Here is a 21,403-nt window from a genome sequence, read left to right on the forward strand (position 1 = left end):
ATCGACGGCAGCATCGTCAAGGTTCACCGCCACGGACAGGGCGCAAAAGGGGGACGCAAAGCCAGGCCATCGGGCGCTCTCGCGGAGGGATAACAACCAAGATCATGGCTTTGGCCGATGCGGTCGGCAACCTGACCGACTTTCGGCTGCTGCCGGGACAGGCCCATGATCTGCGCGGCACAGGGGCGCTGATCGATGGCCTGACGTGTGGCCAACTTCTTGCCGACCGGGCGTTCGATGCCGATTGGCTGCGCGAGGCGCTAACCGGTGCAGGGATCGAGCCGGTCATTCCGCCAAAGTCCAACCGCCGCTTCCCCGCCGAATTCGACCGCGAAACCTGCAAGTGGCGGCACCTGATCGAGAACCTCTTCGGCAGGCTCAAGGAATACAGAGGCATCGCCATGCGCTGCTGCAAGACTGATGAAAGTTTCAGCGCCTTCATTGCTCTCGCCGCAACCGTCATCCGACTCCGGTGAACGTCAACACACCCTAGCCGACCAGCGCCGAGATGATCAGCGCGTTGACGATATCGATGAAAAAGCCGGAGACCAGCGGCACGATCACAAAGGCCCGGTGCGCCGCGCCATGTTGCTGCGCCACGGCGGTCATATTGGCGATGGCGGTGGCGGTTGAGCCGAGCGTGATACCGCCAAACCCGGCCGAGATCACCGCCGCCTCATAATCGCGCCCCATCGCGGGGAACACGACCCAAATCGTGAATCCGACCGTCAGCAGGATCTGCATCACAAGGGCGGCGGTAATGAACAGAAGGACGCCGTTCAGCTCCCAGACCTGCAGGCCCATCAGCGCCATGATCAGGAAAAGCCCGAGTGACAGATCCGAGATCAGCGCCAGCGCATCATCGACCCCAGGCCAGATCCGCCGCACTAACCGCCTCGGGGCCAGCGGCAAAAGGTTGCGCAGCACGATCCCCGCGACAAGGCAGCTGACAAAGGCTGGAAGCGTGACGCCGGCCGCCGTGATCGCCTCATGCAGCGCCAGCCCGATCAGCACGGTGACATTCAGCGCCAGGATCGACCAGAGGATGCAGAAGTAATCCATCCGGACCGCGCGCCCCTCATTCGGAACGCCGATGTCCAGATCGCGCTTGTTTTCCGCCTTCAGCCCGCCCCGCCGGATCAGGAGCGCCGCAATCGGCCCGCCGATCACACAGGCCGCGATTAGCCCGACAGTATTGGCCGCGACCCCCAGTTCCAGCGCATTCGTGATCCCCAGCTTTTCGGCGAATATCGGTGCCCAGGCCAGCGTGGTGCCAACGCCGCCGGTCAGCGAAACCGAGCCGACCATCAGCCCGGCCTTCGGCTCCATTCCAAAGAGCCTCGCCAGCCCCATCCCCGCGAAGTTCTGCAAAAGGATGAAGCTGGTCGCAAGGATCAACAGGATCACCAACGGCCTGCCCCCCGCAAGCAGCGTGCGGATATCGGATTTCAGCCCGATACCGGCAAAGAACACCAGCAGCAGGAAATCACGGATCCCCACCTCGAATGAGACCTTCAGATCGAACAGCGCCCAGAGGAGCCCCGTTACCGCGATACAGAGAAAGCCGCCCGCCACCGGCTCGGGGATCGAATAGCGGCGCAGAAGATCAATGTTCAGGGTCAGGATCTTGCCCGCGATCAGCAAGACCACGGCAAGATTGAAGGAATGGAAGGGATGAACCGTAAAGAAGGTCACGCGGCGGCGCCTGTCAGAATGCTGTCAACTGATGTTGATTCCGCTTTGCCCCGGATCCGCCTTCCGGTCAAGGGCGGGGCCCCGCGCCTGCCTCAGGCGGTGGTGTGAAATCCGTTATCGGCATAGACCACCGATCCGCTCATGGGACTTGCGGCCTCGGTTGCCAGAAAGGCCGCCAGTGTACCGATCTCTTCGATGCTTACCAGTTTTCCCGCAGGCGTACGGGCGCGAATCTTATCCATCAGCGCATCGAACCGGTCGATCCCCGAGGCGGCGCGGGTCTTGACCGGACCGGTTGAAAGCGAAAAGGCACGAATCCCTTCGCCCGCCAGATCGGCCGCCGCATAGCGGACCGAAGCCTCCAGCGCGGCCTTTACCGGACCCATGAGGTTGTAATTCTCGACCACCCGATCCGCGCCGTAAAAGCTGACCGTGATCAGCGAACCACCCGCCTGCATCAAAGGCCGCGCCAGCCGCGCCATGCGCAGGAAGGAGTGGCAAGAGATATCCATCGCCGTCGCAAAACCTTCGGCCGAAGCGTTGACAACGCTGGTGTGCAGATCCTCGCGCGGGGCGAAGGCGATGGCATGAAGCAGAAAATCAAGCCGCCCCCATTCAGCGGTAATTCGGTCAAACACGGCTTCCAACTGGCCGGGTTCACGCACATCGCAAGGAAGGAACAGCGGCGCACCCACTTCCTGCGCCACGGGTTCGACCCATGGCCGGGCCTTTTCATTAAGAAAGGTCAGCGCCAGCTCTGCCCCCGCCGCGCGAAAGGCCCTGGCGCAACCGGCGGCGATGCTGGCCTCATTCGCCACGCCAACCACGAGGCCGCGTTTGCCTTTCAGATCAATCATGTCGCTGCCTCTTCGCTGACGGCCTCCTGGGCGATGATGCTTTCCTCATCGGTCGGAATGACAAGAAGCTGCACCCGGCTGGCGGCGGTGCTGATCCTGCGCGACCCTGCTTCATTGGCATCGGGGTCAAGCTCTGCCCCAAGCCAGGCCAGCCGCGCGGCGACACGGGCGCGGATACCGGGCTGATGCTCGCCGATTCCTGCCGTGAAGACCAGCGCATCGATCCCGCCCATGCTGGTCGCCAACCGTGCCACCTCGCCCGCGATGCGCAGGCAAAAGAGGTCGATCGCCTCGGCAGCCTCTGGGCGCGTGCTGGCCATCAGCTCGCGGCTGTCAGCCTCGAAACCCGACACGCCCAGAAGGCCGCTTTCACGATAGAGCATGGTCTCGACCTGTTTCAGGCTTTGCCCCATTTCGCCCATCAGATGCAGGATCACGCCGGGGTCCAGCGCACCCGAACGCGTCGCCATCGGGATGCCGTCCAGCGTCGAAAACCCCATCGAGCTGTCGATGCTCTTGCCGCCCCGGATCGCACAAAGGCTTGCGCCGCTGCCCAGATGTGCGGCGACCACCTTTGCATCGGTGGCCAGATCGCCCAGTTGCCCGGCGATATAGCGGTAGGAGAGACCATGAAAGCCATAGCGCTTGATCCCCTGATCATAAAGCGCGCGCGGCAGGGCAAAGCGGCGGATCAGGGGCGGGTTGGTGGCATGAAACGCCGTGTCGAAAGAGGCTGTCTGTGGCACATCGGGGTAAAGCCCCCGCATCGCCCGGATCAGCGCAAGGCTTTGCGGCTGATGCAGCGGCGCAAGCCGCGCCAGCGCGTCGATCTGCGCGATCACCTGATCGGTGATCCGGGCTGGTCCTGTGAAGACATCGCCGCCATGCACAACCCGATGGCCGATCACCGCAAGGCGCGAAAGATTGAAATGCCCGGCCAGCCAGGCAAAAGCCTGGTTCAGCACGGCTGTCAGATCGCCGGGATCCGCTGTGATCGGGCCTGAAAAGGTCTTGCCCTCGCGCGTCAGGCGCACTTCGAAAGGCTCATCGCGGAAATCGATCACGCCCGACGCCAGCGGGCGCGGCGCGGCGGCCTCCAGTGCGTAAAACCCCAGCTTGATAGTCGAGGATCCGGTGTTGAATGTCAGGATCAGATCGCGGGTCACGCCTTCCCCTCCGCTTTGCGGACCGCGACCAGCTTGGCCAGCGCAGCCGAGGCGATGCGGGCCGATAAAGGATCCGCCCGGCTTGTCAGAACGATTGGCACCCGTGCGCCCAGAACCAGCCCCGCGGCCGTGGCGCCCGCGAAATAGATCAGCTGTTTGGCAAGCATGTTCCCGGCCTCGAGATCCGGCACCACAAGAATATCGGCCTCGCCCGCCACCTGCGAGACGATGCCCTTCGTCGCCACCGCCTCGGGGCTGATCGCATTGTCGAAGGCCAGCGGCCCGTCAACCAGCGCGCCCGTGATCTGCCCTCGAGCCGCCATCACCGTCAGCGCGGCGGCATCCAGCGTGGCGGGCATCGTCGCGTTCACCGTCTCGACCGCCGCCAGCACCGCGACCTTCGGCTGATCGCGCCCCAGAAGCCGCATCAGATCGACGGCATTCTGGCAGATGTCGCGCTTATGCTCTAATGTCGGTGCGATATTGATCGCGGCATCGGTGACGATCACCGGCTTGCGATAGGCGGGCACATCCATCGCATAGACATGGCTGATCCGGCGTTCGGTGCGCAGGCCGCCGCTTTTCGAAACCACCGCCGCAAGCAGTTCATCGGAATGCAGGCTGCCCTTGACCAGCACCTGGACGTTGCCACAGGCCGCCAGTTCCACCGCCCGCGCCGCCGCTGCATGGCTGTGCTCTGTCTCCTCGATCCGGAAGCCGTCAAGCGAGACCCCGGCCTCGGCGGCCGCCGCGCGAATCTTTGCGCCGGGACCGATCAGGATCGGGTCAAGCAGGCCTTCGTCGCGCACCTCGATCGCGCCAAGGATCGCGGATTTCGAACAGGGATGCACCACCGCCGCCCGCACCGGGGGCAATGCGCGGGCCTCTTCGACAAAGCCCTGCCAGCGCCCCTTCGGCAAGACCACCGCCTCGGGAAGGTCACCCGGCACCCAGGTCACCTGCTCGACCGGGGCCAGCACCAGCGCCTCGCCCGAAAGCACCACCTCGCCCCGCTGATTGCGGGCGGTGGTCGTCAGGCGGACACGGTTCTTGCCCTCGATCAGCTCGGCCACTTCAACTTCGGCGGTGATGGTATCGCCTGGCGAAACCGGCTTGTTAAAGCGGATCTGCTGGTCGAGATAGATCGTCCCCGGCCCCGGCAGGCGGGTGCCCAGCACCGCCGAAATCAGCGCCGCAGTCCACATGCCGTGCACCACGACATGGCCAAACGGCCCATGGGCGGCGAAACCGGCATCCAGATGCGCGGGGTTGGCGTCGCCGGAAACAGCGGCGAACAATTCAATATCCTTGGGACCGACGTGGCGGACAAGACTGGCGCGGTCGCCGATTTTCATCTGGTGAAACAGATAGTTGGTCAGAGTGCCGGTCATCTTGTCACCTCTGGAAAACATATGTGCCGGGCGCATCTGCCAGCGCGTTGCCCATTGCGGGCGGCGCGGCGGGGGCACCCGAACGCGCGGCAAGCCAGGCCTGCCAGGGCGTCCACCACGAACCCTCGGTTGCAGGATTGGCCTCGACCCAGGTCTCGGGCGGCAAAAGCGCGTCGTCATGGGCGCGGGTCGCCAGCCGGTAGCGGCGGCGCGGGTGACCGGGAGGAGAGACGATCCCCGCATTATGCCCGCCCGACGTCAGCGCGAAAGTCACCTCGCAATCGGTGAACTGGTGGATTTTGTAGACCGACTTCCAGGGTGCGACATGATCGCGCTCGGTCCCGACGGCAAAGATCGGCACCCGGATGTTCTGCAACAGAACTGTCTTGCCCCCGGCGGTGAAGCGTCCCGAAGAAAGCTCATTATTCAGATAAAGCCTGCGCAGATATTCGGCATGCATCCGATAGGGCATCCGGGTGCTGTCGGCATTCCAGGCCATGAGATCATTCATCGCCGTCCGCTCGCCCATCATGTAATCGCGCACCATCCGGGACCAGATGAGGTCATTCGAGCGCAAAAGCTGAAACGCCCCCGCCATCTGATCGGCAGAGAGATAGCCGCGGTTCCACATCATGCTTTCAAGAAGATGCAGCTGGCTTGGGTCGATGAACAACGCAAGCTCGCCCGGTTCGGCGAAATCGACCTGCGCGGCAAGCAGCGTCAGCGAGGCGAGACGCGCGTCCCCCTTCCCCGCCATGGCAGCCGCCGCGATCGACAGCAAAGTGCCACCCAGACAATAGCCGGTGGCGTGGATTTTCTGATCGGGCATTAGACGGGTGATCTCATCCAACGCGGCCATCACGCCCAGCCGGCGATAATCCTCCAGCGTCAGATCACGATCCTCTGCACCCGGATTGCGCCAGGAAATGGCGAAAACCGTGTGGCCCTGCGCCACCAGCCAGCGGATCAGTGAATTCTCCGGGCTGAGGTCGAGGATATAGTATTTCATGATCCAGGCCGGAACGATCAGCACCGGCTCGGGGTGCACGGTTTCTGTCGTGGGCGTATACTGGATCAGTTCGATCAGGTGGTTGCGGAAGATTACCTTGCCCGGCGTCACCGCCACATCGCGACCCGGTGTAAAGGCCTCGACACCCTCTGGCGGCTCCTGCCGGATCTGGCGGACGACGTCCTGCAGCCAGTTCTGCCAGCCCTTCACAAGGTTCATGCCTCCGGTAGCCCAGGTCCGTGCCACAACCTCGGGATTGGTAAAAGGGTTGTTCGAAGGCGCACAGACATCAAGGATCTGTTTCGCGGCAAAAGACACCACATCCTCGTGGTGCTTCGTCACGCCCGGAACCTCATGGGTGACGTTATGCAGCCATTGCTGCTGCAGCAGGAAAGCCTGCGACATCCAGCTGAAGGGCGGTTTCGCCCAGGCTTCACCGGCGAAACGGCGGTCGCCCGGCAAGGGCGTGATGACCGGCGCGGCCTGCGGATCCATCGCCGAGGCCATCAGATGCGCCATGAGACGCTGCCATTTGCGGCCCGCCTTGACGCCCAGTTCCATCTGCTTGCCCGGTGCCTGCGCCAGATGAAAGGCCCAGTCGACATAGGCCATCATCAGCGAGCCGGGCGAGACCCCGCCGCTGAGCTGTCCCGAGAGCGCCTCTCGTATGCGGTCAACGGCCTGAAAAGCCTCGATGCCAAGGCTTTCATCGCCGGTTGCACCCGAGCCATCTGATTTGGGAGTAAGGGCCATGTCGCGTCTCCAATTTACCGGCGGAAGTTAGCACAGAACTATCAACGAGTGTTGATCGAATTCAAAGAGTTCAAGATTTTTCTTGAACATAGGCATTGCGCCCAAGGCCCGATGCCGACGACATGTCGTAAAGCGCCGTCAAACCGCCGAAACAGCCGCCCCCGGACTGAACAGGCAAAGCATCGGCGTCCGGCGGCGGACACGGAATCCCCTGTCCCTGCCCTGATCATCATGGACGATTACCGGCAAAACGGCGCGACGTCGAGGCCATGACCCGGCCAATGCCGCTGGCACCAACGCCGGGCCAAGGCCGCGGCCTCAATCCGCCAGCACATCACCGATGCCAGTGAAGACACCACCGACCTGATTGAAGACAAAGGCCCCCGCCAAGCGTACCTCATCGAAAAGGGTGTTTTCAACCACAGCCCCGGCCTCGCCGGAAAGCAGGCCGACATAGCGGCTGTGGGCGGGATCATCGGTCGGAATATCGGTAATATCCACGATCCGTATTCCGGTCGCGACCGCCAGGCGCTGGACCGCCGGATCACGCACATCGACAAGCCCAAGCCGTATCCGACGTGCCGAAAGCCGCGACGACAGTTTCAGCGCCAGATCGTCCGAGGAGACGAGCACCGTGATGGGATGCTTCATCGGCCCAAGGCTGACCATCTGGGCGCGGAAAAGATCGATATCAATATCCGGGGCGGCAAGGATGACCTCGATCCGGTCCAGCACATCGTCCCGCCCGGCAAGACGCAGTTGCACCAGCGTCTCCATCGTCAGCCGCGCGCCCATGCTGTGAGCCAGCACCGGCACCGCGTCGGAAGCGGACCGACCCTTTGTCAAAAGCCGCAGCAGATCGGCAAGCGCCGCGCGGGAAAAGTCAGACGCGTCACGATCAGCCAGATAGGCGCCCGGATAGCCTGCCGAGGGCCATGTAAAAAGGACGGGCTTTTCCTCGATATGCGCATCGACCGAAAGCTGCGCGGTACGGAACAAGGCCTCATGAAAGCGGGTGTTGAAGCCGTGGACATAAAGCCCGACCCCCTCGCGCGAGAGACGCTTTGCAAAGGCGTCACGGCTAAGCGTCTGCCGGCTGCGCATCACGAAATTCCGGTCGGCGCTGCTGCCATTGCGATCCGGCCATTCAATCTTTCCCGGCCGATGGCCAGGCGGCACCGAGACCTCGTATTCCAGCCAGCTTGGCCGGATGGAGCGAGAGTCGCCAAAGGCCCCCGGCAGATTTGCCTCGGGCGCGCGGGTGGTCATGGTCAGCACCCGGACAAGGCGGGCGCCCTCGGGCAGGGCACCGGCATCGGGGGCCAGAACTTCCGGCCCCGGACGCGCAGCGCAGCCTGCAAGCGCAAGCGTCAGGATCAGAAGCAGGCGGCCCAACATATGCCTTACCGCAGGAATTTCTTGAATCGTATCAGTGCCAGCCAGAACAGCGCCACCCCGATCGCCGCCAGCGCCGCGAACTGGGGCCAGACCACGTCAAGCCCCGCACCTCGGAACAAGATGCCCTGCGAGAGGATGATGAAATGCGTGTTGGGGGCTGCAAGCATGATGGTCTGGATGATCTCTGGCATGGATTCCCGCGGCGTCATCGCGCCTGACAGCACCTGCAGCGGCAAAAGCGCCATCATCAGCAAAAGCGCGAATTGCGGCATCGACCCGGCGATGGTGGCAAGGAAAATTCCAAGCCCCGTCATGGCGAAAACCATCAGCACCGCGCCCGCAAGAAACAGCACGACCGAGCCCTGCACCGGAACCGCCATCAGCGCCTGCACCACAACACTTAGCGAAAAGATCGACCCCAGCAGCACCACCAGCCCCATCGACCAGATCTTGGAAAACATGATCTCGGTCGTGGTGACGGGCATGACCAGCAGGTGCTCGACCGTGCCATGTTCCTTTTCGCGGATCAGCGCCGCGCCGGTCAGCACCAGCGACAGCATGGTGATCGACCGGATCACGGCGGAAATCGCGCCGAACCACTTCGGATCCAGCGAGGGATTATACCGCGCGCGGAGCGCCAGATCGACCGGCAGCGCGGTCTCGGCCCGGTAGCCCGCCACATATTCCGAAACCTCGGAGGACACGATCTGCTGGATATAGCCGCCGCCGGTGAAGGCCTGGCTCATCCTTGTCGCGTCGATATTCAGCTGGATCGCCGGGTTTTTTCCGGCCAGCACATCGCGCGCGAAATCCGGTGGGATGTTCAGCGCAAAAGTATCCAGCCCCTGATCCATCCGCCGATCCATCTCGGCCGTCGTGGTCATCTGCGGCTCGACAAAATAGGGCGGATAAAAGGCCGAGGTGATGCGGGCGGAGAGATGCGACTGATCCTCATCCACGATCGAGATCGCGGCATTCGTCAGCGCCTCGGGCGAGACGTTCGCAGAGGTCCAGATCGAGAGCGAAAAGGAATAGACGATCAGCACCAGCATCACCGGATCGCGCCAGAGCCCGCGCAATTCCTTGACGCCCAGATTGAAGGTGTTGCGCAGGTTCATCCGCCCCTCACTTCGCCTGTTTTTCCAGGAAGGCCGCCGCCAGCCCGATAATCACCGGAATGGCGATGCCCATGGCCAGCATCGGCCCGGCCAGTTCCGCCATTCCGAAGGCCTTGGAGAAAGCCCCCCGCGCGGCGGTGATAAACCAGGTCGAGGGGTAGATCTCGCCCAGAACCCGGCCAAAACCCGACAGCGAAGAGACCGGGTAGATCAAACCCGAATAGCTGACCGCCGGGATCATCGTCAGCATGGCGGTCGCGAACAGCGCCGCGACCTGACTTGCGATGAAGACCGACACCAGAAAACCAAGCGCCGTGGTCGCGGTGACATAGATCAGCGCCGAAAGGGTAAAGCCCAGAAAACTGCCGTTGAAGGGCACTGCGAAGAATGTGACCGCCATGGCCATCATCAGGAAGAAATTCAGCATGGCCAGCGCGATATAGGGCAGCTGTTTGCCAAGCAGAAATTCCAGCCGCGTCACCGGCGTGACGTAGAAATTGATGATCGAGCCCAGTTCGCGTTCACGCGCGACCGAAAGCGTGGTCAGGATCGCCGGGATCATCAGCAAAAGCAGCGGGATGATCGCCGGGACCATCGCATTCAGGCTGCGCACGTCGGGGTTGTAGCGGTATCGGGTCACCAGTTCGAAACTGCCGCCGCTCGCCTTGTCACCGTAAAGCTGACGCGCCTGACGTGTGATCCAGTCGGCATGCATGCCCTGCACATAGCCCTGCACCGTATTGGCGCGGCTGGGGTTGGCGCCGTCGAACCAGGCCCCGACCTGCACATCCCTGCCTGCCGCGATATCGGCGGCAAAGCCGGGCGGGATCTCGATCGCCAGCGCCAGCTCGCCCGAGCGCATTCTTGCGTCGATCTCGTCGTAACTTGTCAGGGCCGGCTGTTCGATGAAATAGCGCGATCCCGCAATATCGGCGATATAATTGCGGCTGGTGGTGGTCTGGTCGCGGTCAAGGGCGGCGAAGGTCAGATCCTCGACATCCATGTTGATGCCCAGCCCCACCACGATCATCAGAAGAAGGCTGCCGACCAACGCCATGGTCAGCCGGATCGGATCGCGCTGCAATTGCAGGCTTTCCAGCTGCGAATAGCTAAGCAGTCGCCGCAGGCTGAAGCCGGATTGCTGCGCGTGATGGGTCACCCCGGCTGCGGGGGCCTCGGGCGCGGCCTCGGGCGCAGCGGCGGGGGCGGGTGCCGTCTCGCCAATCGCCTCTTCAAGATAGGCGATGAACGCGTCTTCCAGCGTGGCGCAACCTTTGGCTTTCGTGATCCCCTCGGCGGTGTCCGAGACCAGCACCTTGCCCGCATGCATCAGGCTGATGCGGTCGCACCATTCCGCCTCGTTCATGAAATGGGTCGAGACAAAGATCGTCACGCCATCCTTGCGCGAAAGTTCCGCCAGAATGCGCCAGAAGCCGTTGCGCGCCACCGGGTCCACCCCCGAGGTCGGCTCGTCAAGGATCAGGATCTCGGGCGCATGGATCATCGCCACCGCCAGCGAAAGCCGCTGGCGGATACCCAGCGGCAACGCCTCAGGCAGGCTGTCGGTCACGTCGCCCAGATCGAACCGGGCGATCATCTCGTCAACCCTGGCGGGGATCTTCTCGGCCGCCATATCGAAAAGCCGCGCGTGCAGATCAAGGTTCTGACGCACCGTCAGCTCGGAATAGAGCGAGAAGGCCTGCGACATGAACCCGACCCGGCGGCGCACCGACAGATCGCTTGCATCGACCTCATGGCCGAAAAGCTTTACCCGGCCCTCACTCGGCTCCAGAAGCCCGGTGAGCATCTTCATCGTCGTCGTCTTGCCGCAGCCGTTCGAACCCAGAAAGCCGAAAATCTCACCCCTGGGGATGCGGAAGGAAACATTGTCGACCGCCACGAAATCGCCAAAGCGCTGCGTCAGCCCCTCGGCCTCGATGGCGATATCGCTGTCATCGGTGGTCCGCGGCGGGATCACCACGGCACTGTCTTCGCCCCGGTCTTCTTCGGGCAAAAGCGCGATGAAGGCTGCATCAAGCGTGTCGGCCCCGGTCCGCGACAGCAGATCGTTGGTGGTGCCGGTGGCCAGCACCCGGCCCGCATTCATCGCAACCAGCCAGTCGAAGCGCGCGGCCTCTTCCATATAGGCGGTGGCGGTGATCACGCTCATCCCCGGCCGTGTCGCGCGGATTCGGTCGATCAGATCCCAGAACTGGCGGCGCGACAGCGGATCGACGCCGGTGGTCGGCTCGTCAAGAATCAGGAAATCGGGATCATGGATCAGCGCGCAGCACAGACCCAGCTTTTGCTTCATGCCGCCCGACAGCTTTGACGCCGGGCGCGACCGGAACGGCGTCATGCCGGTCGCAGCCAGCAGATCGGTGATCCGCCGCTCGCGTTCGGCCTTGTCATGACCGAAAAGCGAGCCGAAGAAATCAAGGTTCTCTTCGACCGAAAGCGTCGGGTAGAGGTTCTTGCCCAGACCCTGCGGCATATAGGCGGTGCGGGGGCAGACGCGGTTGCGATGCGCCGCATCGCGCATATCGCCGCCCAGAACCTCGACCTTGCCCTGCTGGATCACACGTGCCCCGGCCAGCAGCGACAGAAGGCTGGACTTTCCGACCCCGTCTGGCCCGATCAGCCCGACCATGCGCCCCTCAGGGATCTCCAGCGTCACATTGTCAAGCGCCGTGACCTTGCCATAGCGCAGCGTCAGGCCGGAGACCCCGGCAACTGAGCCGGTCATTTCACGACATTGGAAAGAAAGTCAGGCCAGGCGGCATCCGGATCAAGCCGCAGATAGGCCATGCCCGGCAGGCCGGTTTTGACATATTCGATATGCCGCGACAGCAGCTCGGGGTCGATGCGGGCACGGACGCGGAACATCAGCTTTTTGCGCTCATCGGCGGTCTCGACCGTCTTTGGCGTGAACTGCGCCACATCGGCAACATAGGAAACCGTGGCCGGGATCACGAATTCCCGCGCCGCATCCATGACAAGGCGCACCTCTGATCCGACCTGCACCCGGCCGACCTGCGATGTCGGCAGAAAAACCGTCATATAGACATCGCCCAGATCGACAAGGCTGAGGATCCGCCCGCCAGAGCCGACAATCTCGCCCTCTTGTGCGATGCGATACTGGATCCGGCCCGTGCGCGGCGCTTTCAGCGTGGCGTCGTCCAGAGAGGCCTGGATCGCATCAATCGACGCCTTTGCCGCCTCGACGGCCGCACTTGCATCGACCACCTGCGCCTGCGCGCTGCTGACCCCCGCCAGCGCTGCCGCATGGCTGGCTTCGGCCGAGGCCACACCGGCGCGGGCCTGGGCGTCCCGGGCGCGGTCATCATCCAGCACCTGCTGCGAGATCGCACTGGTCTTTGCAAGCTGCTCAGAGCGTTCAAGCCTGCGCGACGCGGCATCGGCAACCGAGCCTGCCTGATCAACCGCGGCCCGGGCCGCGCGCTCTTGTGCCTCGGCCTGAGCGACCAGCGCCCTTGCTGTCTCGACGCCGATTTCGGCGCGGGCAAGCTGCGCTTCGGCCTGACGTTTTTGTGCGTTCAGCTGCACCACGTCCATCTGCACCAGCACATCGCCTGCGCTGACCATGTCACCTTCGGCAGCGGTGATTTCGGCGATTCGGCCGCCGGTGAGCGCCGCGATATCCACCTCGGTCGCCTCGATCCGGCCATTGGCGCTGGCAAAACCCGCCGGCAGACCGGCGGGTTGCAGCCGGTCCCAGGCCAGCCAGCCAAGCACGGCGACAACGGCCAGGCCGCCCAGAATAATGGTGTTTCTGCCGGGCTTTGCCATGATCTGCCTCTGATTGCTGTGCTGATGGATGCTTCGCGCATGTCCCGATGCGGTTTTCGCCCTACGCTCCCCTGTTGTCAACGCTCGATGACAGGGTGAAAACCTGTATTGTCGCGCAAAAGCGGCTGCTGGTTGTTTGCTGTTGAAAAACCAGCTAAACAACACGACCCGGTGTGGGCTGCACCTTGCCGCACCTCTGCTCCGGGGCAGCATTTTGCCGCACCTCTGCTCCGGGGCAGCATTTTCAGTCGAAATGCCCGTTCCAGGCCGCGCCCTCCTGATCGCCATGGGTGGGGCTGACCGAACTGTCCATGTCCAGAACGATGTACTTCAGCCCGTTACGGTCATGGAACCGGTCGATCCATTGGCCATTCAGGTCGGCCAGCGCGGCACGGTTCTCGGGCTGTGCCAGTGTCTCGGTCTCGAACCGTCCCATCTGCGAGGCCGAGGCCGCTTGCGCATCGACAGCCCTTCCACCCACGACCTGGCGCATCACCGGATCGAGGGCCAGGCGGTCGGCGTCGTTCACATCCTCGTATCCGGCCAGTCGCCCGAACACCGATTGCCGGAACAACCCGTCAAGCCGGTGGACCGTGTTCTTGCCGCGCCGGGTGTCGCGCAATGCTTTTGCCGCCAGATCGGACAGCCCGAGCGCGTCATCCAGCTCGCGCATCACCAGCAGGCCGCCGTCGGAACTGAGCTGCGCACCTCGGAACTCCACATGCACCCGGCGGTCGAACTCGACCCGATCTGCCCGCTTCGAACCCGCACCCTCTGGGTGATCCATCAAACGCGCCCCTCACGGCCATCAACACCATGATTTATATCGGAAATATTGAGATCCTGACAGCAAAATCAGCGATTTACTTGGGGAATGTGGGTTTCAGTTTCTTCGCGTCGAAGCCACCGGACGAACACAAGCCACCCATGCCAAGGACGCTCAACTCAGCCAACTCGACCGACCGCATGCCGGGGCAGGCAACCGGGAAAGAACGCATTCTTGCATCGGCGATGCTGCTTTTCGCGCGGATGCCCTATTCCGACACCAGCCTGCGCGACATCGCCGCCGCGGCTGGGGTCGATGTGGCCTATGTCCATCGCGCCTTCGGGTCGAAGGCCGAGATATTCCGTCAGGCCTTGCTGGCGCTTGCGCCCCTCGATGACATCGCCGCAGGGGACCCCGATGGCGCGACCATGATCAACCGGATCTGCGATCTGGCCTTCCTGCGTGATCCGCGCAAGGTAGAAGATGTCAGGCCGCTTCATTTACTGACACAGTCCAGCCTCTGCAGCGAGGCGCGGGCGATCATTGCGCAATTCTTTGGCACGTCACTAGCCCTGCCTCTAAGCAGGGCGTTTGGCCATGCGGATCCGGGACGGGCGCATTTCGCGCTTAGCCTTCTCAGCGGTTTCGTGACCCATCGTGCGATTTTCGGGCCTGCGGATTTGCTGGCTATCCCCGAGGCGGATCAGCGACAGATGCTGCAAACCGCCCTGATGAACGCAATGCTGCCTGGTTGTTCAGATGGGGTATTCGGCTGGCGTCCCATCTAGACCACTATCTAAGTCAGCTTGCCAACTGCGATCCTGTATAAGTCATGTTGGGATTTCCGCGTTTCGTGCGGAGATTTCAACACGATTGATCGGACGCCTCAGGTGCTTTCAGGCGGCTATATACGGTCGGTCAGATGGCCGCTTGGATCGAGTGTCGGTCTCGTAGGTAGCGCGCCCCCGCAACCAAACAAATCAACGATATCAAAATGTTGGAGCCCGACTTAAACCGTCGGGTTTTTGCTTTTGAAATTCTTGTCAACACCTGGTCAACATTTGCAGAGGCCCCCATCGAAGGCCCTGCGGATGGGCGAGTGCTTCCATTTTCCCGATCAATGGAAATCCCGACTCGGAAACAGCTTCCGTGCCTGTTCGCGGGGATGGCGCGCTGTTGGTCTCCTGCTGCCGCCAGTCGGGCGCCTGGTTTCATCGGCGCGACCGTCGTTGGGCGGGATCAGGACGGGGCGGCCCAGAGTGGCCAGCAGAGGGGAAACATCCTCGACCCTCTCGGCGATCAGATGGGTGACCGGGCCATCGCGCTCGATCCGGCCGGTCACGCTCACGAGCCGCCCGGCGATCACCGCCTTGCGAAAGGTCTCGTAGACCTTCTTCCAGACCACGACATTGGCTGTGCCGGTCTCGTCCTCCAGAGTGAGGAAAATGACGCCCGACGCCGTGCCGGGGCGCTGCCGGGTGATGACAAGGCCGGTGACTGTGATGCGGCCACTGGCCTGTGGCAGGCGATCATGGGCCAGGCTTTCGGCCAGGCGCGGTCGCAACAGCTCCATCGGATGGGCGCGAAGACTGAGCCGCAGCGACAGGTAATCCTCGATCACCTCCTGACCCAGGGTCATCTGGGGCAGCTTGACGTCGGGTTCGGCAGCTCCCTCGCCGTCGGAGCCAAAGAGGGGCAGCGGCGCAGGGGCTTTCAGCGCCTTGGCTGCCCACAGAGAGTCTCGGCGATTGAGACCGATGGCGGCAAAAGCATCAGCCTCGGCGAGCCGTTCCAGCGCATCGGCGTGCACGCCCGCCCGGCGCCACAGGCTTTCGACATCGGGATAGCCGTTACCGCGCGCGGCTGCGATCCAGATGGCGTCCTCTTCCCTCATCCCCTTGATCTGCCGGAAGCCGAGCCGCAGGGCCAGCGCCCCATCGGGGCGCGGTTCCAACGTGCAGTCCCAGAACGAGTGGTTGACCGAAATGGGCCGCACCTCCACTCCATGATCGCGGGCGTCGCGGACCAGCTGTGCAGGTGCATAGAAGCCCATCGGCTGCGAATTCAGAAGCGCGCAGGTGAAGACCGCCTGATGGTGGCATTTCAGCCAGGCGGAAATATAGACCAGCCGCGCAAAGCTGGCGGCGTGGCTCTCGGGAAAACCATAGCTGCCGAACCCCTCGATCTGGGCAAAGCAGCGCGCCGCAAAATCGGCGTCATAACCCCGCGCGAGCATTCCGCTGACAAAGCGGTCGCGGAACGAACCGATGGTGCCCATGCGTTTGAAGGTGGCAAGCGACCGACGCAGGCGGTCAGCCTCGGACGGGGTGAAGCCTGCCGCGACAACGGCGATTTGCATCGCCTGTTCCTGAAACAGCGGCACACCATAGGTGCGGCCCAGAACCTCCATCATCGCGGGACCGAGATCTTCGACCTTTTCGCGCCCCATGCGGCGGTTGATGAAGGGATGCACCATGCCGCCCTGAATCGGGCCGGGGCGGACGATGGCGACCTCGCAGACCAGGTCATAGAATTTGCGCGGCCGCATCCGGGGCAGGAAGTTCAATTGCGCCCGGCTTTCGACCTGAAAGACCCCGATCGCATCGGCGCGGCAGAGCATATCGTAGATCGACGGATCCTCGGGCGGCACATTGGCCAGCGTCAGCTGCTGCCCGCGATGCTCATCCAGAAGCGCAAACGCCTTGTGAATGCAGGTCAGCATGCCAAGCGCCAGAATATCGACCTTCAGAAGGCCAAGCGCGTCGATGTCGTCCTTGTCCCATTCGATGATGGTGCGGTCGTCCATCGCCGCATTTTCAATTGGGCAAAGTTCGTCCAGACGGCCTTTGGTGATAACAAAGCCGCCTACGTGTTGCGAAAGATGGCGAGGAAAGCCGATGATCTCGCCGATCAGTCGCACGGCCAGTTGCACGCGGCGGTCGGCAAGCGATAGGCCCGCATCGCGCAGCCGGTCCTCGCCGGGGGGGGGCGAGGACCAGCCCCAGATTTGCCCGGAAAGCCGCGCGATCACGTCCTGCGACAATCCCATGACCTTGCCAACCTCGCGGATGGCGGCGCGGCTGCGGAAATGGATCACCGTTGCGGTCAGGCCGGCACGCTCGCGGCCATAGCGGGCATAGATCCACTGGATCACCTCCTCGCGGCGTTCGTGTTCGAAATCCACGTCGATATCCGGCGGTTCGCCCCGCTCCTTGGAGATGAAACGCTCGAAGATCAGGGTGATCGACTCGGGCGGCACCTCGGTAATGCCCAGAAGATAGCAGACCACCGAATTGGCGGCGGAGCCGCGCCCCTGACAGAGGATGCCCTTCGATCTGGCGAACTGCACGATGTCGTGGACGGTCAGGAAATAGGGGGCGTAGTACACCTCGCGGATCAGGGTCAGTTCCTTTTCCACGCGATGCACGATCTTTGGCGGCGCACCAGAAGGGTAGCGCCAGTGAAGACCTTCGCGCGCCAGCCGTTCCAGCCGGTCCTGCGCTGGCTCGTTCTCCGATTCATCGGGATATTGATAACGCAGGTCGCTGAGGCGAAAGGCGCAACGGTCGGCAATCTCCAGCGTGCGGCGCAGCGCGGCGGGGTGGCGGTGAAACATCTTCGCCATCTCGGCGCCGGATTTCAGACGGCGCTCGCCATTTACCAGCCGGTGTTCGCCGATAGCGTCGATGGTGCAGCCAAGGCGCATGCAGGTCAGCACATCGGCCAGGGGGCGACGGGCGGAACGGTGCATCAGCACATCGCCCACAGCGACCATCGGCTGGCTCACCTCCTGCGCCAGAATGCCGATCCGGTCGAAACGGATCTGATCCCGGCCGTCATAGCGCGGGGCGGCCCCCAGGAAGCACTGACCGGGGAAGGCGCGACCGATGGCGCGAAGATCGCCGCGGGTGCTTTTCGGGCCGGGATCGTCCAGCGGGTCGGGCGAAAGGGCGATCAGCACCATGCCCTTGCCCCATTCGACCAGATCGGCGCGTTGCAGGTGACATTCGCCCTTGGCCGTGCGCCGCTTGCCAATCGACAGAAGCCGGGTCAGGCGCGACCAGGCGGCAAGATCGGTGGGCAGGGCCAGCCATTCCACGGCGGAGTCAGTCAGCACCAGACGCGCCCCGGCGATCAGTTTCGGCAGCGGCGCGTCCGACATGGCGGGGGCATCAGTCTGTCCGGTGAAATGCGGCACGGTCTGGCGGCTGGAATGGTCCGTCACGCGCTGCGAGCGGATGATTGGGCCCGCCTCTGCCGCCGCGGTCCGCGCCTCGTCGCGCAGACGCGCCAGTTCCTTCAGCGCGGAGAAGGCCCGCACCACGCCTGCCACCGAATTGCGATCGGTGATGGCGATGGCACTCAGCCCCAGTTCTGCCGCCCGCGATACCAGTTCCTCTGGATGCGAGGCGCCGGTCAGGAAGGTGAAGTTCGATGTGACGCAAAGTTCGGCGTAGGGAATCATGCGAACTCCCCCTGTACGTGCCAGTTCTGCGCCCCTCCGGGCGCGGGCCAGTCCGGGGTTTGCGGGGTGTGAAACAGCCAGAGCCGCGGCCCTTCCCGGGTTTCGATCCGCCAGTAATCGCGCAGGCCCGACCGCCAGACGGGATCGTCGAACCACCATTCCGGCGTGATGCGTTCTGGGCCCAGCGCGCGCAGCGTGGTGAAGCGCATGCGCCGCCAACGGAAACTCGCGGGCGGGTTGCCCGAGGCGGCGGTCACCGGCTCGGGCGGAAACAGGGAGATCGGCCGCGCCGCCCCCCCGCGATGCGGGATCGGTTCGGATGCGGAATAAGCAGCCGGGGCCAAGAGGAAACTGCGCTCAGGGATCAGGCTGGTTGCAGGCAACAGCCGCAGCACCCGGTCAAAGCCGATGCGGTTGCCGACAGAGGACAGAAGATCAGCCAACGCATCGTCGTGCCGGATCGCCTGGCCGCCACCAATCTGTTCCGGCGCAAGGGCCTCTGTCACCGGGGCAGTCAGGCGAAGGGCATCAATGCCGAAACCGGCATCCACCTCGTCCACGCCCTTGGCAAACAGCGCAACGATGCGGGCCGCGTCGCGCATCGGGCGGGCGAGACCGATCTCGACCTGTGAAGATTGGCGATCAACTCGGCGCAGCTCCAACCGGACCCGGCGTGCGCCCATCCGATGCTGGGCGAGTTTGGCGCAGAGCCGGTCCAGCAGGCGCTCCAGCCCCGCCATGACATCGGATTGCAGCCCGATCGGTTCGGGGAGCGTCATCCGCACCCCAAAATGCGGGGCGTCCGGTTCCGCTGCAACGGGCTCGTCCCGCTGCCCGAGCGCCTGATCCAGCCGCAGAACCAGCCCTTGCCCGAAGCGGCGGGCCAGAGGCGCGCGCGGCAAATGTGCCAAATCGGCAATACGTGCCAGACCCACCCGCGCCAGCGCCTCGGCCGTTTCAGGATTCGCTCTGAGGGCTGTCACCGGCAAGCGACCGATTCCCTCGATCAGTCGCCCGTCAGGCACGATGCCGCCGCCGTTACGAGCCAGCGCATGGGCTGCGCCTCGGGTTCCTGCTATGGCGCTTTCCGGATGCAGGCCCGCCCGCGTCAGTCGCGCGTGCAAGTCCTCGCGCAAATCGGCTTCGCCGCCAAACAGATGCGGCACGCCCGAGATATCGGCCAAAAGACCGTCCGCGCCATCCGTGGCAATCATGGGGGCATAGCGGCTGGCCCAGCGGCGCAAGGACACCAGCGCCGCCGCCTCACGCGCCAGATCAGCGGGGCGGATGGCAAGATCGGGACAGATCGCGCGGGCATCGGCCAGTGCCATGCCGCGATGCAGGCCGCGGGCCGTGGCGGCGGGGTTCAGGCAATGCAGATGATCGGCATTGCCCGAGCGCAGGCTCAGGGCAAGGGGCCCTTCAACCGGGCGGTTCCGCAGGCTGATGTCGCTGCCCAGCCTCGGAAACCAGATGGACAGCAGCCGTCGCGCCATTCCAGTTCACAATCCAACTTCCGCAAGTTCCCTTTTTGTTCTTATTAAGGGTCCAGCAATGCAGAGTCGAGTCCGCCGCCGGGCTTGCTACGGGGGCACAGGCCCAGCGCGTTTCGGTGGCATTGCTGCCCGCGCCTTCGCGGATCAGCATCAGGCCGGTGGTCCGCCCGGCCTCGGCCGCCAGTTGCAGGCGACGCCCGGCGGTCAGCGACAGGGGCTTTTCCGGTTCGGCGATGACAAGGCCGACGGGAGCCGAGCGCAGTGCCTCCTCGATGCACCACAGCAGATCGGTCTCGCCCTCGGCGCGGAACAGGTGCAGCCGTTCGCCGACACCTTTCGGCAACCCGCGCAGCATCGGCAGTTCCGGCACATGGGCGGGCAGGATCCAGACCAGCGGGCCGGGATGCCGCACCGCCTGAAACAGCGCAAAGGTTCGGCGACCGCGGCCTTCGGCTTCATGCACACGTCGCCCACAAAGGTCGAATTCGTCGGCGTGGGCCAGTTCAGGGCGCAAGGTCTCAGGCCGCATCTTCCCGCACTCCCTCCGCCACGATCTGCAGCGTACCGTCGGGCAGGGGGCGTTGCAGCGGCAGGGCCTCGGCCACCGGTGCAGTCAGCCAGCGCCGCCACTCCTCGGGCCTGGTCAGGATCACCGGCATCGCCTTGGGATGGATCTTCGCGACCTCGGCATTGGGTGGGCAGGTCAGAAAGCCGAACAGCTCTGCCGTTACCTCGCCCTCCTTCAGCTTGCGCACCGAGGTCCATTCGGTGCGGATGCCCGCGAAGAAGGCCAGGGGGCGATACTGGCCAAGCGCGAACCAAACCGGATGGTTGCGGGGTGCGCCCGGGCGGCTGTCGATCTCGGAAAAGCTGGTGAAGGGGACGAGGCAGCGATGCTCCACCCCGAGCCAGCGTCTCCAATGGGCCGAAGCGACATTGCGAATATTGGTGACGCCCGGATCGGTGCGCTTGCCTGCCAGAAACACCTGCGGTGTCGGCATACCCCAGCGCGCCATGGTCAATTGCCAGCCACCCTGTGTCCCGTGCCGGATGATCGGCGCGGGATAGTCGGGGAAGATTCCGGTCATGGGTGGCAGGTTGCCGGTCAGATCGACCAAGTCCTCGTCATCCCCGCGCATGTCGTCAAAGACATGGCGCATGGCGTCCTGGCTCTTGGTCTGGGAATACAAATTACACATGCGAAGGTCCGGGAATCATAAAGACAGGATGGAACATTGCCAGAACAGAGACTTCGGGGAAAGCGTGGTTCAGATTTCGGCCTGATCCAAGGTGCAGATTTGTGCCCATCGCCGCAGGGGACAGATGCCGCTTAGCTGTGCAACCATTCCGGCGCAGCGAATCCCTGCCGCTTTTTGAAACCGTGAACCCGTGATCCGGGCCGGGCGATGCGCCGCGGTCGAGGCGTTCGGCGCTTCCCGTTCTGATGTCGCCTGGCCCGGGCTTCACACGAGCTGGTTC

15 protein-coding genes and 1 pseudogene are annotated in these 21,403 nt (G+C 63.7%); 2 read left to right on the top strand and 14 right to left on the bottom strand.

All coding sequences use genetic code 11. From position 1 onward, the window contains the following. A partial coding sequence (locus FG154_RS17370) for an IS5 family transposase (protein WP_145110674.1) occupies nt 1-476 on the top strand: 476 nt, incomplete at its 5' end. A 13-nt stretch (nt 477-489) separates the two neighbouring features. On the opposite strand, the gene gltS is transcribed toward FG154_RS17370, so the two are convergent. From gltS to FG154_RS17420, 10 genes and pseudogenes are all read right to left on the bottom strand, one after another. Further along, entirely contained in the window at nt 490-1,695 is a 1,206-nt protein-coding gene (gene gltS / locus FG154_RS17375) for a sodium/glutamate symporter (RefSeq protein WP_114348925.1), read from the bottom strand. Nucleotides 1,696-1,787: 92 nt separating this feature from the next. After that, the gene (gene fabI / locus FG154_RS17380) at nt 1,788-2,552 is read right to left on the bottom strand and encodes an enoyl-ACP reductase FabI (RefSeq protein ID WP_035745640.1); all 765 of its coding nucleotides are present in this window, start codon (nt 2,550-2,552) and stop codon (nt 1,788-1,790) included. After that, nucleotides 2,549-3,718, bottom strand: a complete 1,170-nt coding sequence (locus tag FG154_RS17385; protein ID WP_035745643.1) for an acetate/propionate family kinase — start codon at nt 3,716-3,718, stop codon at nt 2,549-2,551. Before FG154_RS17385 ends, fabI begins: the two co-directional genes overlap by 4 nt. After that, nucleotides 3,715-5,109, bottom strand: a complete 1,395-nt coding sequence (locus tag FG154_RS17390; protein WP_097031787.1) for a bifunctional enoyl-CoA hydratase/phosphate acetyltransferase — start codon at nt 5,107-5,109, stop codon at nt 3,715-3,717. Before FG154_RS17390 ends, FG154_RS17385 begins: the two co-directional genes overlap by 4 nt. A gap of 4 nt (nt 5,110-5,113) precedes the next feature. After that, entirely contained in the window at nt 5,114-6,871 is a 1,758-nt protein-coding gene (locus FG154_RS17395) for a PHA/PHB synthase family protein (protein WP_051693716.1), read from the bottom strand. Between the two features lie 318 nt (nt 6,872-7,189). Then, on the bottom strand, nt 7,190-8,269 hold the full coding sequence (locus tag FG154_RS17400) for an alpha/beta hydrolase (RefSeq protein WP_068767092.1): 1,080 nt from the start codon (nt 8,267-8,269) through the stop codon (nt 7,190-7,192). Between the two features lie 5 nt (nt 8,270-8,274). Next, nucleotides 8,275-9,387 carry an ABC transporter permease gene (locus tag FG154_RS17405; RefSeq protein WP_068767091.1) on the bottom strand — a complete coding sequence of 371 codons (1,113 nt, stop codon included), beginning with the start codon at nt 9,385-9,387 and terminating at the stop codon, nt 8,275-8,277. Nucleotides 9,388-9,394: 7 nt separating this feature from the next. Further along, nucleotides 9,395-12,133, bottom strand: coding sequence for a ribosome-associated ATPase/putative transporter RbbA (gene rbbA, locus FG154_RS17410; RefSeq protein ID WP_145110678.1), 2,739 nt, complete (start codon nt 12,131-12,133; stop codon nt 9,395-9,397). After that, on the bottom strand, nt 12,130-13,197 hold the full coding sequence (locus FG154_RS17415; RefSeq protein WP_145110681.1) for an HlyD family secretion protein: 1,068 nt from the start codon (nt 13,195-13,197) through the stop codon (nt 12,130-12,132). Before FG154_RS17415 ends, rbbA begins: the two co-directional genes overlap by 4 nt. A gap of 247 nt (nt 13,198-13,444) precedes the next feature. After that, nucleotides 13,445-13,984, bottom strand: a pseudogene (locus FG154_RS17420) (transposase); the annotation flags it as partial. Nucleotides 13,985-14,013: 29 nt separating this feature from the next. Between FG154_RS17420 and FG154_RS17425 the strand changes: the two are divergent. After that, complete coding sequence (locus tag FG154_RS17425) at nt 14,014-14,751, top strand: TetR/AcrR family transcriptional regulator (RefSeq protein ID WP_082873001.1); 738 nt, start codon at nt 14,014-14,016, stop codon at nt 14,749-14,751. A 329-nt stretch (nt 14,752-15,080) separates the two neighbouring features. Here the strand turns inward: FG154_RS17425 and FG154_RS17430 are convergent, their stop codons facing one another. The 4 genes from FG154_RS17430 to FG154_RS17445 are packed head-to-tail and all read right to left on the bottom strand — an operon-like array spanning nt 15,081 to nt 21,084. Continuing rightward, on the bottom strand, nt 15,081-18,428 hold the full coding sequence (locus FG154_RS17430; RefSeq protein WP_114348927.1) for an error-prone DNA polymerase: 3,348 nt from the start codon (nt 18,426-18,428) through the stop codon (nt 15,081-15,083). Then, nucleotides 18,425-19,924 carry a Y-family DNA polymerase gene (locus tag FG154_RS17435; protein WP_114348928.1) on the bottom strand — a complete coding sequence of 500 codons (1,500 nt, stop codon included), beginning with the start codon at nt 19,922-19,924 and terminating at the stop codon, nt 18,425-18,427. Before FG154_RS17435 ends, FG154_RS17430 begins: the two co-directional genes overlap by 4 nt. After that, nucleotides 19,851-20,453: an ImuA family protein gene (locus FG154_RS17440; protein ID WP_051294656.1), complete on the bottom strand. Its 603-nt coding sequence runs from the start codon at nt 20,451-20,453 to the stop codon at nt 19,851-19,853. The genes FG154_RS17435 and FG154_RS17440 overlap by 74 nt, the downstream gene beginning before the upstream one ends. Next, the gene (locus FG154_RS17445) at nt 20,443-21,084 is read right to left on the bottom strand and encodes an SOS response-associated peptidase (RefSeq protein WP_246100380.1); all 642 of its coding nucleotides are present in this window, start codon (nt 21,082-21,084) and stop codon (nt 20,443-20,445) included. The genes FG154_RS17440 and FG154_RS17445 overlap by 11 nt, the downstream gene beginning before the upstream one ends. Nucleotides 21,085-21,403 lie beyond the last annotated feature (319 nt).

The sequence above is a fragment of the Cereibacter sediminicola genome (assembly GCF_007668225.1).
In the GTDB taxonomy this organism is placed as follows: Bacteria; Pseudomonadota; Alphaproteobacteria; order Rhodobacterales; family Rhodobacteraceae; genus Cereibacter_A; species Cereibacter_A azotoformans.

Excerpts from the sequence above, each read along its gene's own strand:
- fabI (WP_035745640.1), bottom strand. The coding sequence starts at position 2,552 with ATGATTGATCTGAAAGGCAAACGCGGCCTCGTGGTTGGCGTGGCGAAT.
- FG154_RS17390 (WP_097031787.1), bottom strand. The coding sequence starts at position 5,109 with ATGACCGGCACTCTGACCAACTATCTGTTTCACCAGATGAAAATCGGC.
- FG154_RS17395 (WP_051693716.1), bottom strand. The coding sequence starts at position 6,871 with ATGGCCCTTACTCCCAAATCAGATGGCTCGGGTGCAACCGGCGATGAA.
- FG154_RS17400 (WP_068767092.1), bottom strand. The coding sequence starts at position 8,269 with ATGTTGGGCCGCCTGCTTCTGATCCTGACGCTTGCGCTTGCAGGCTGC.
- FG154_RS17405 (WP_068767091.1), bottom strand. The coding sequence starts at position 9,387 with ATGAACCTGCGCAACACCTTCAATCTGGGCGTCAAGGAATTGCGCGGG.
- rbbA (WP_145110678.1), bottom strand. The coding sequence starts at position 12,133 with ATGACCGGCTCAGTTGCCGGGGTCTCCGGCCTGACGCTGCGCTATGGC.
- FG154_RS17415 (WP_145110681.1), bottom strand. The coding sequence starts at position 13,197 with ATGGCAAAGCCCGGCAGAAACACCATTATTCTGGGCGGCCTGGCCGTT.
- FG154_RS17425 (WP_082873001.1), top strand. The coding sequence starts at position 14,014 with ATGATTTATATCGGAAATATTGAGATCCTGACAGCAAAATCAGCGATT.
- FG154_RS17430 (WP_114348927.1), bottom strand. The coding sequence starts at position 18,428 with ATGATTCCCTACGCCGAACTTTGCGTCACATCGAACTTCACCTTCCTG.
- FG154_RS17435 (WP_114348928.1), bottom strand. The coding sequence starts at position 19,924 with ATGGCGCGACGGCTGCTGTCCATCTGGTTTCCGAGGCTGGGCAGCGAC.
- FG154_RS17440 (WP_051294656.1), bottom strand. The coding sequence starts at position 20,453 with ATGCGGCCTGAGACCTTGCGCCCTGAACTGGCCCACGCCGACGAATTC.
- FG154_RS17445 (WP_246100380.1), bottom strand. The coding sequence starts at position 21,084 with ATGCGCCATGTCTTTGACGACATGCGCGGGGATGACGAGGACTTGGTC.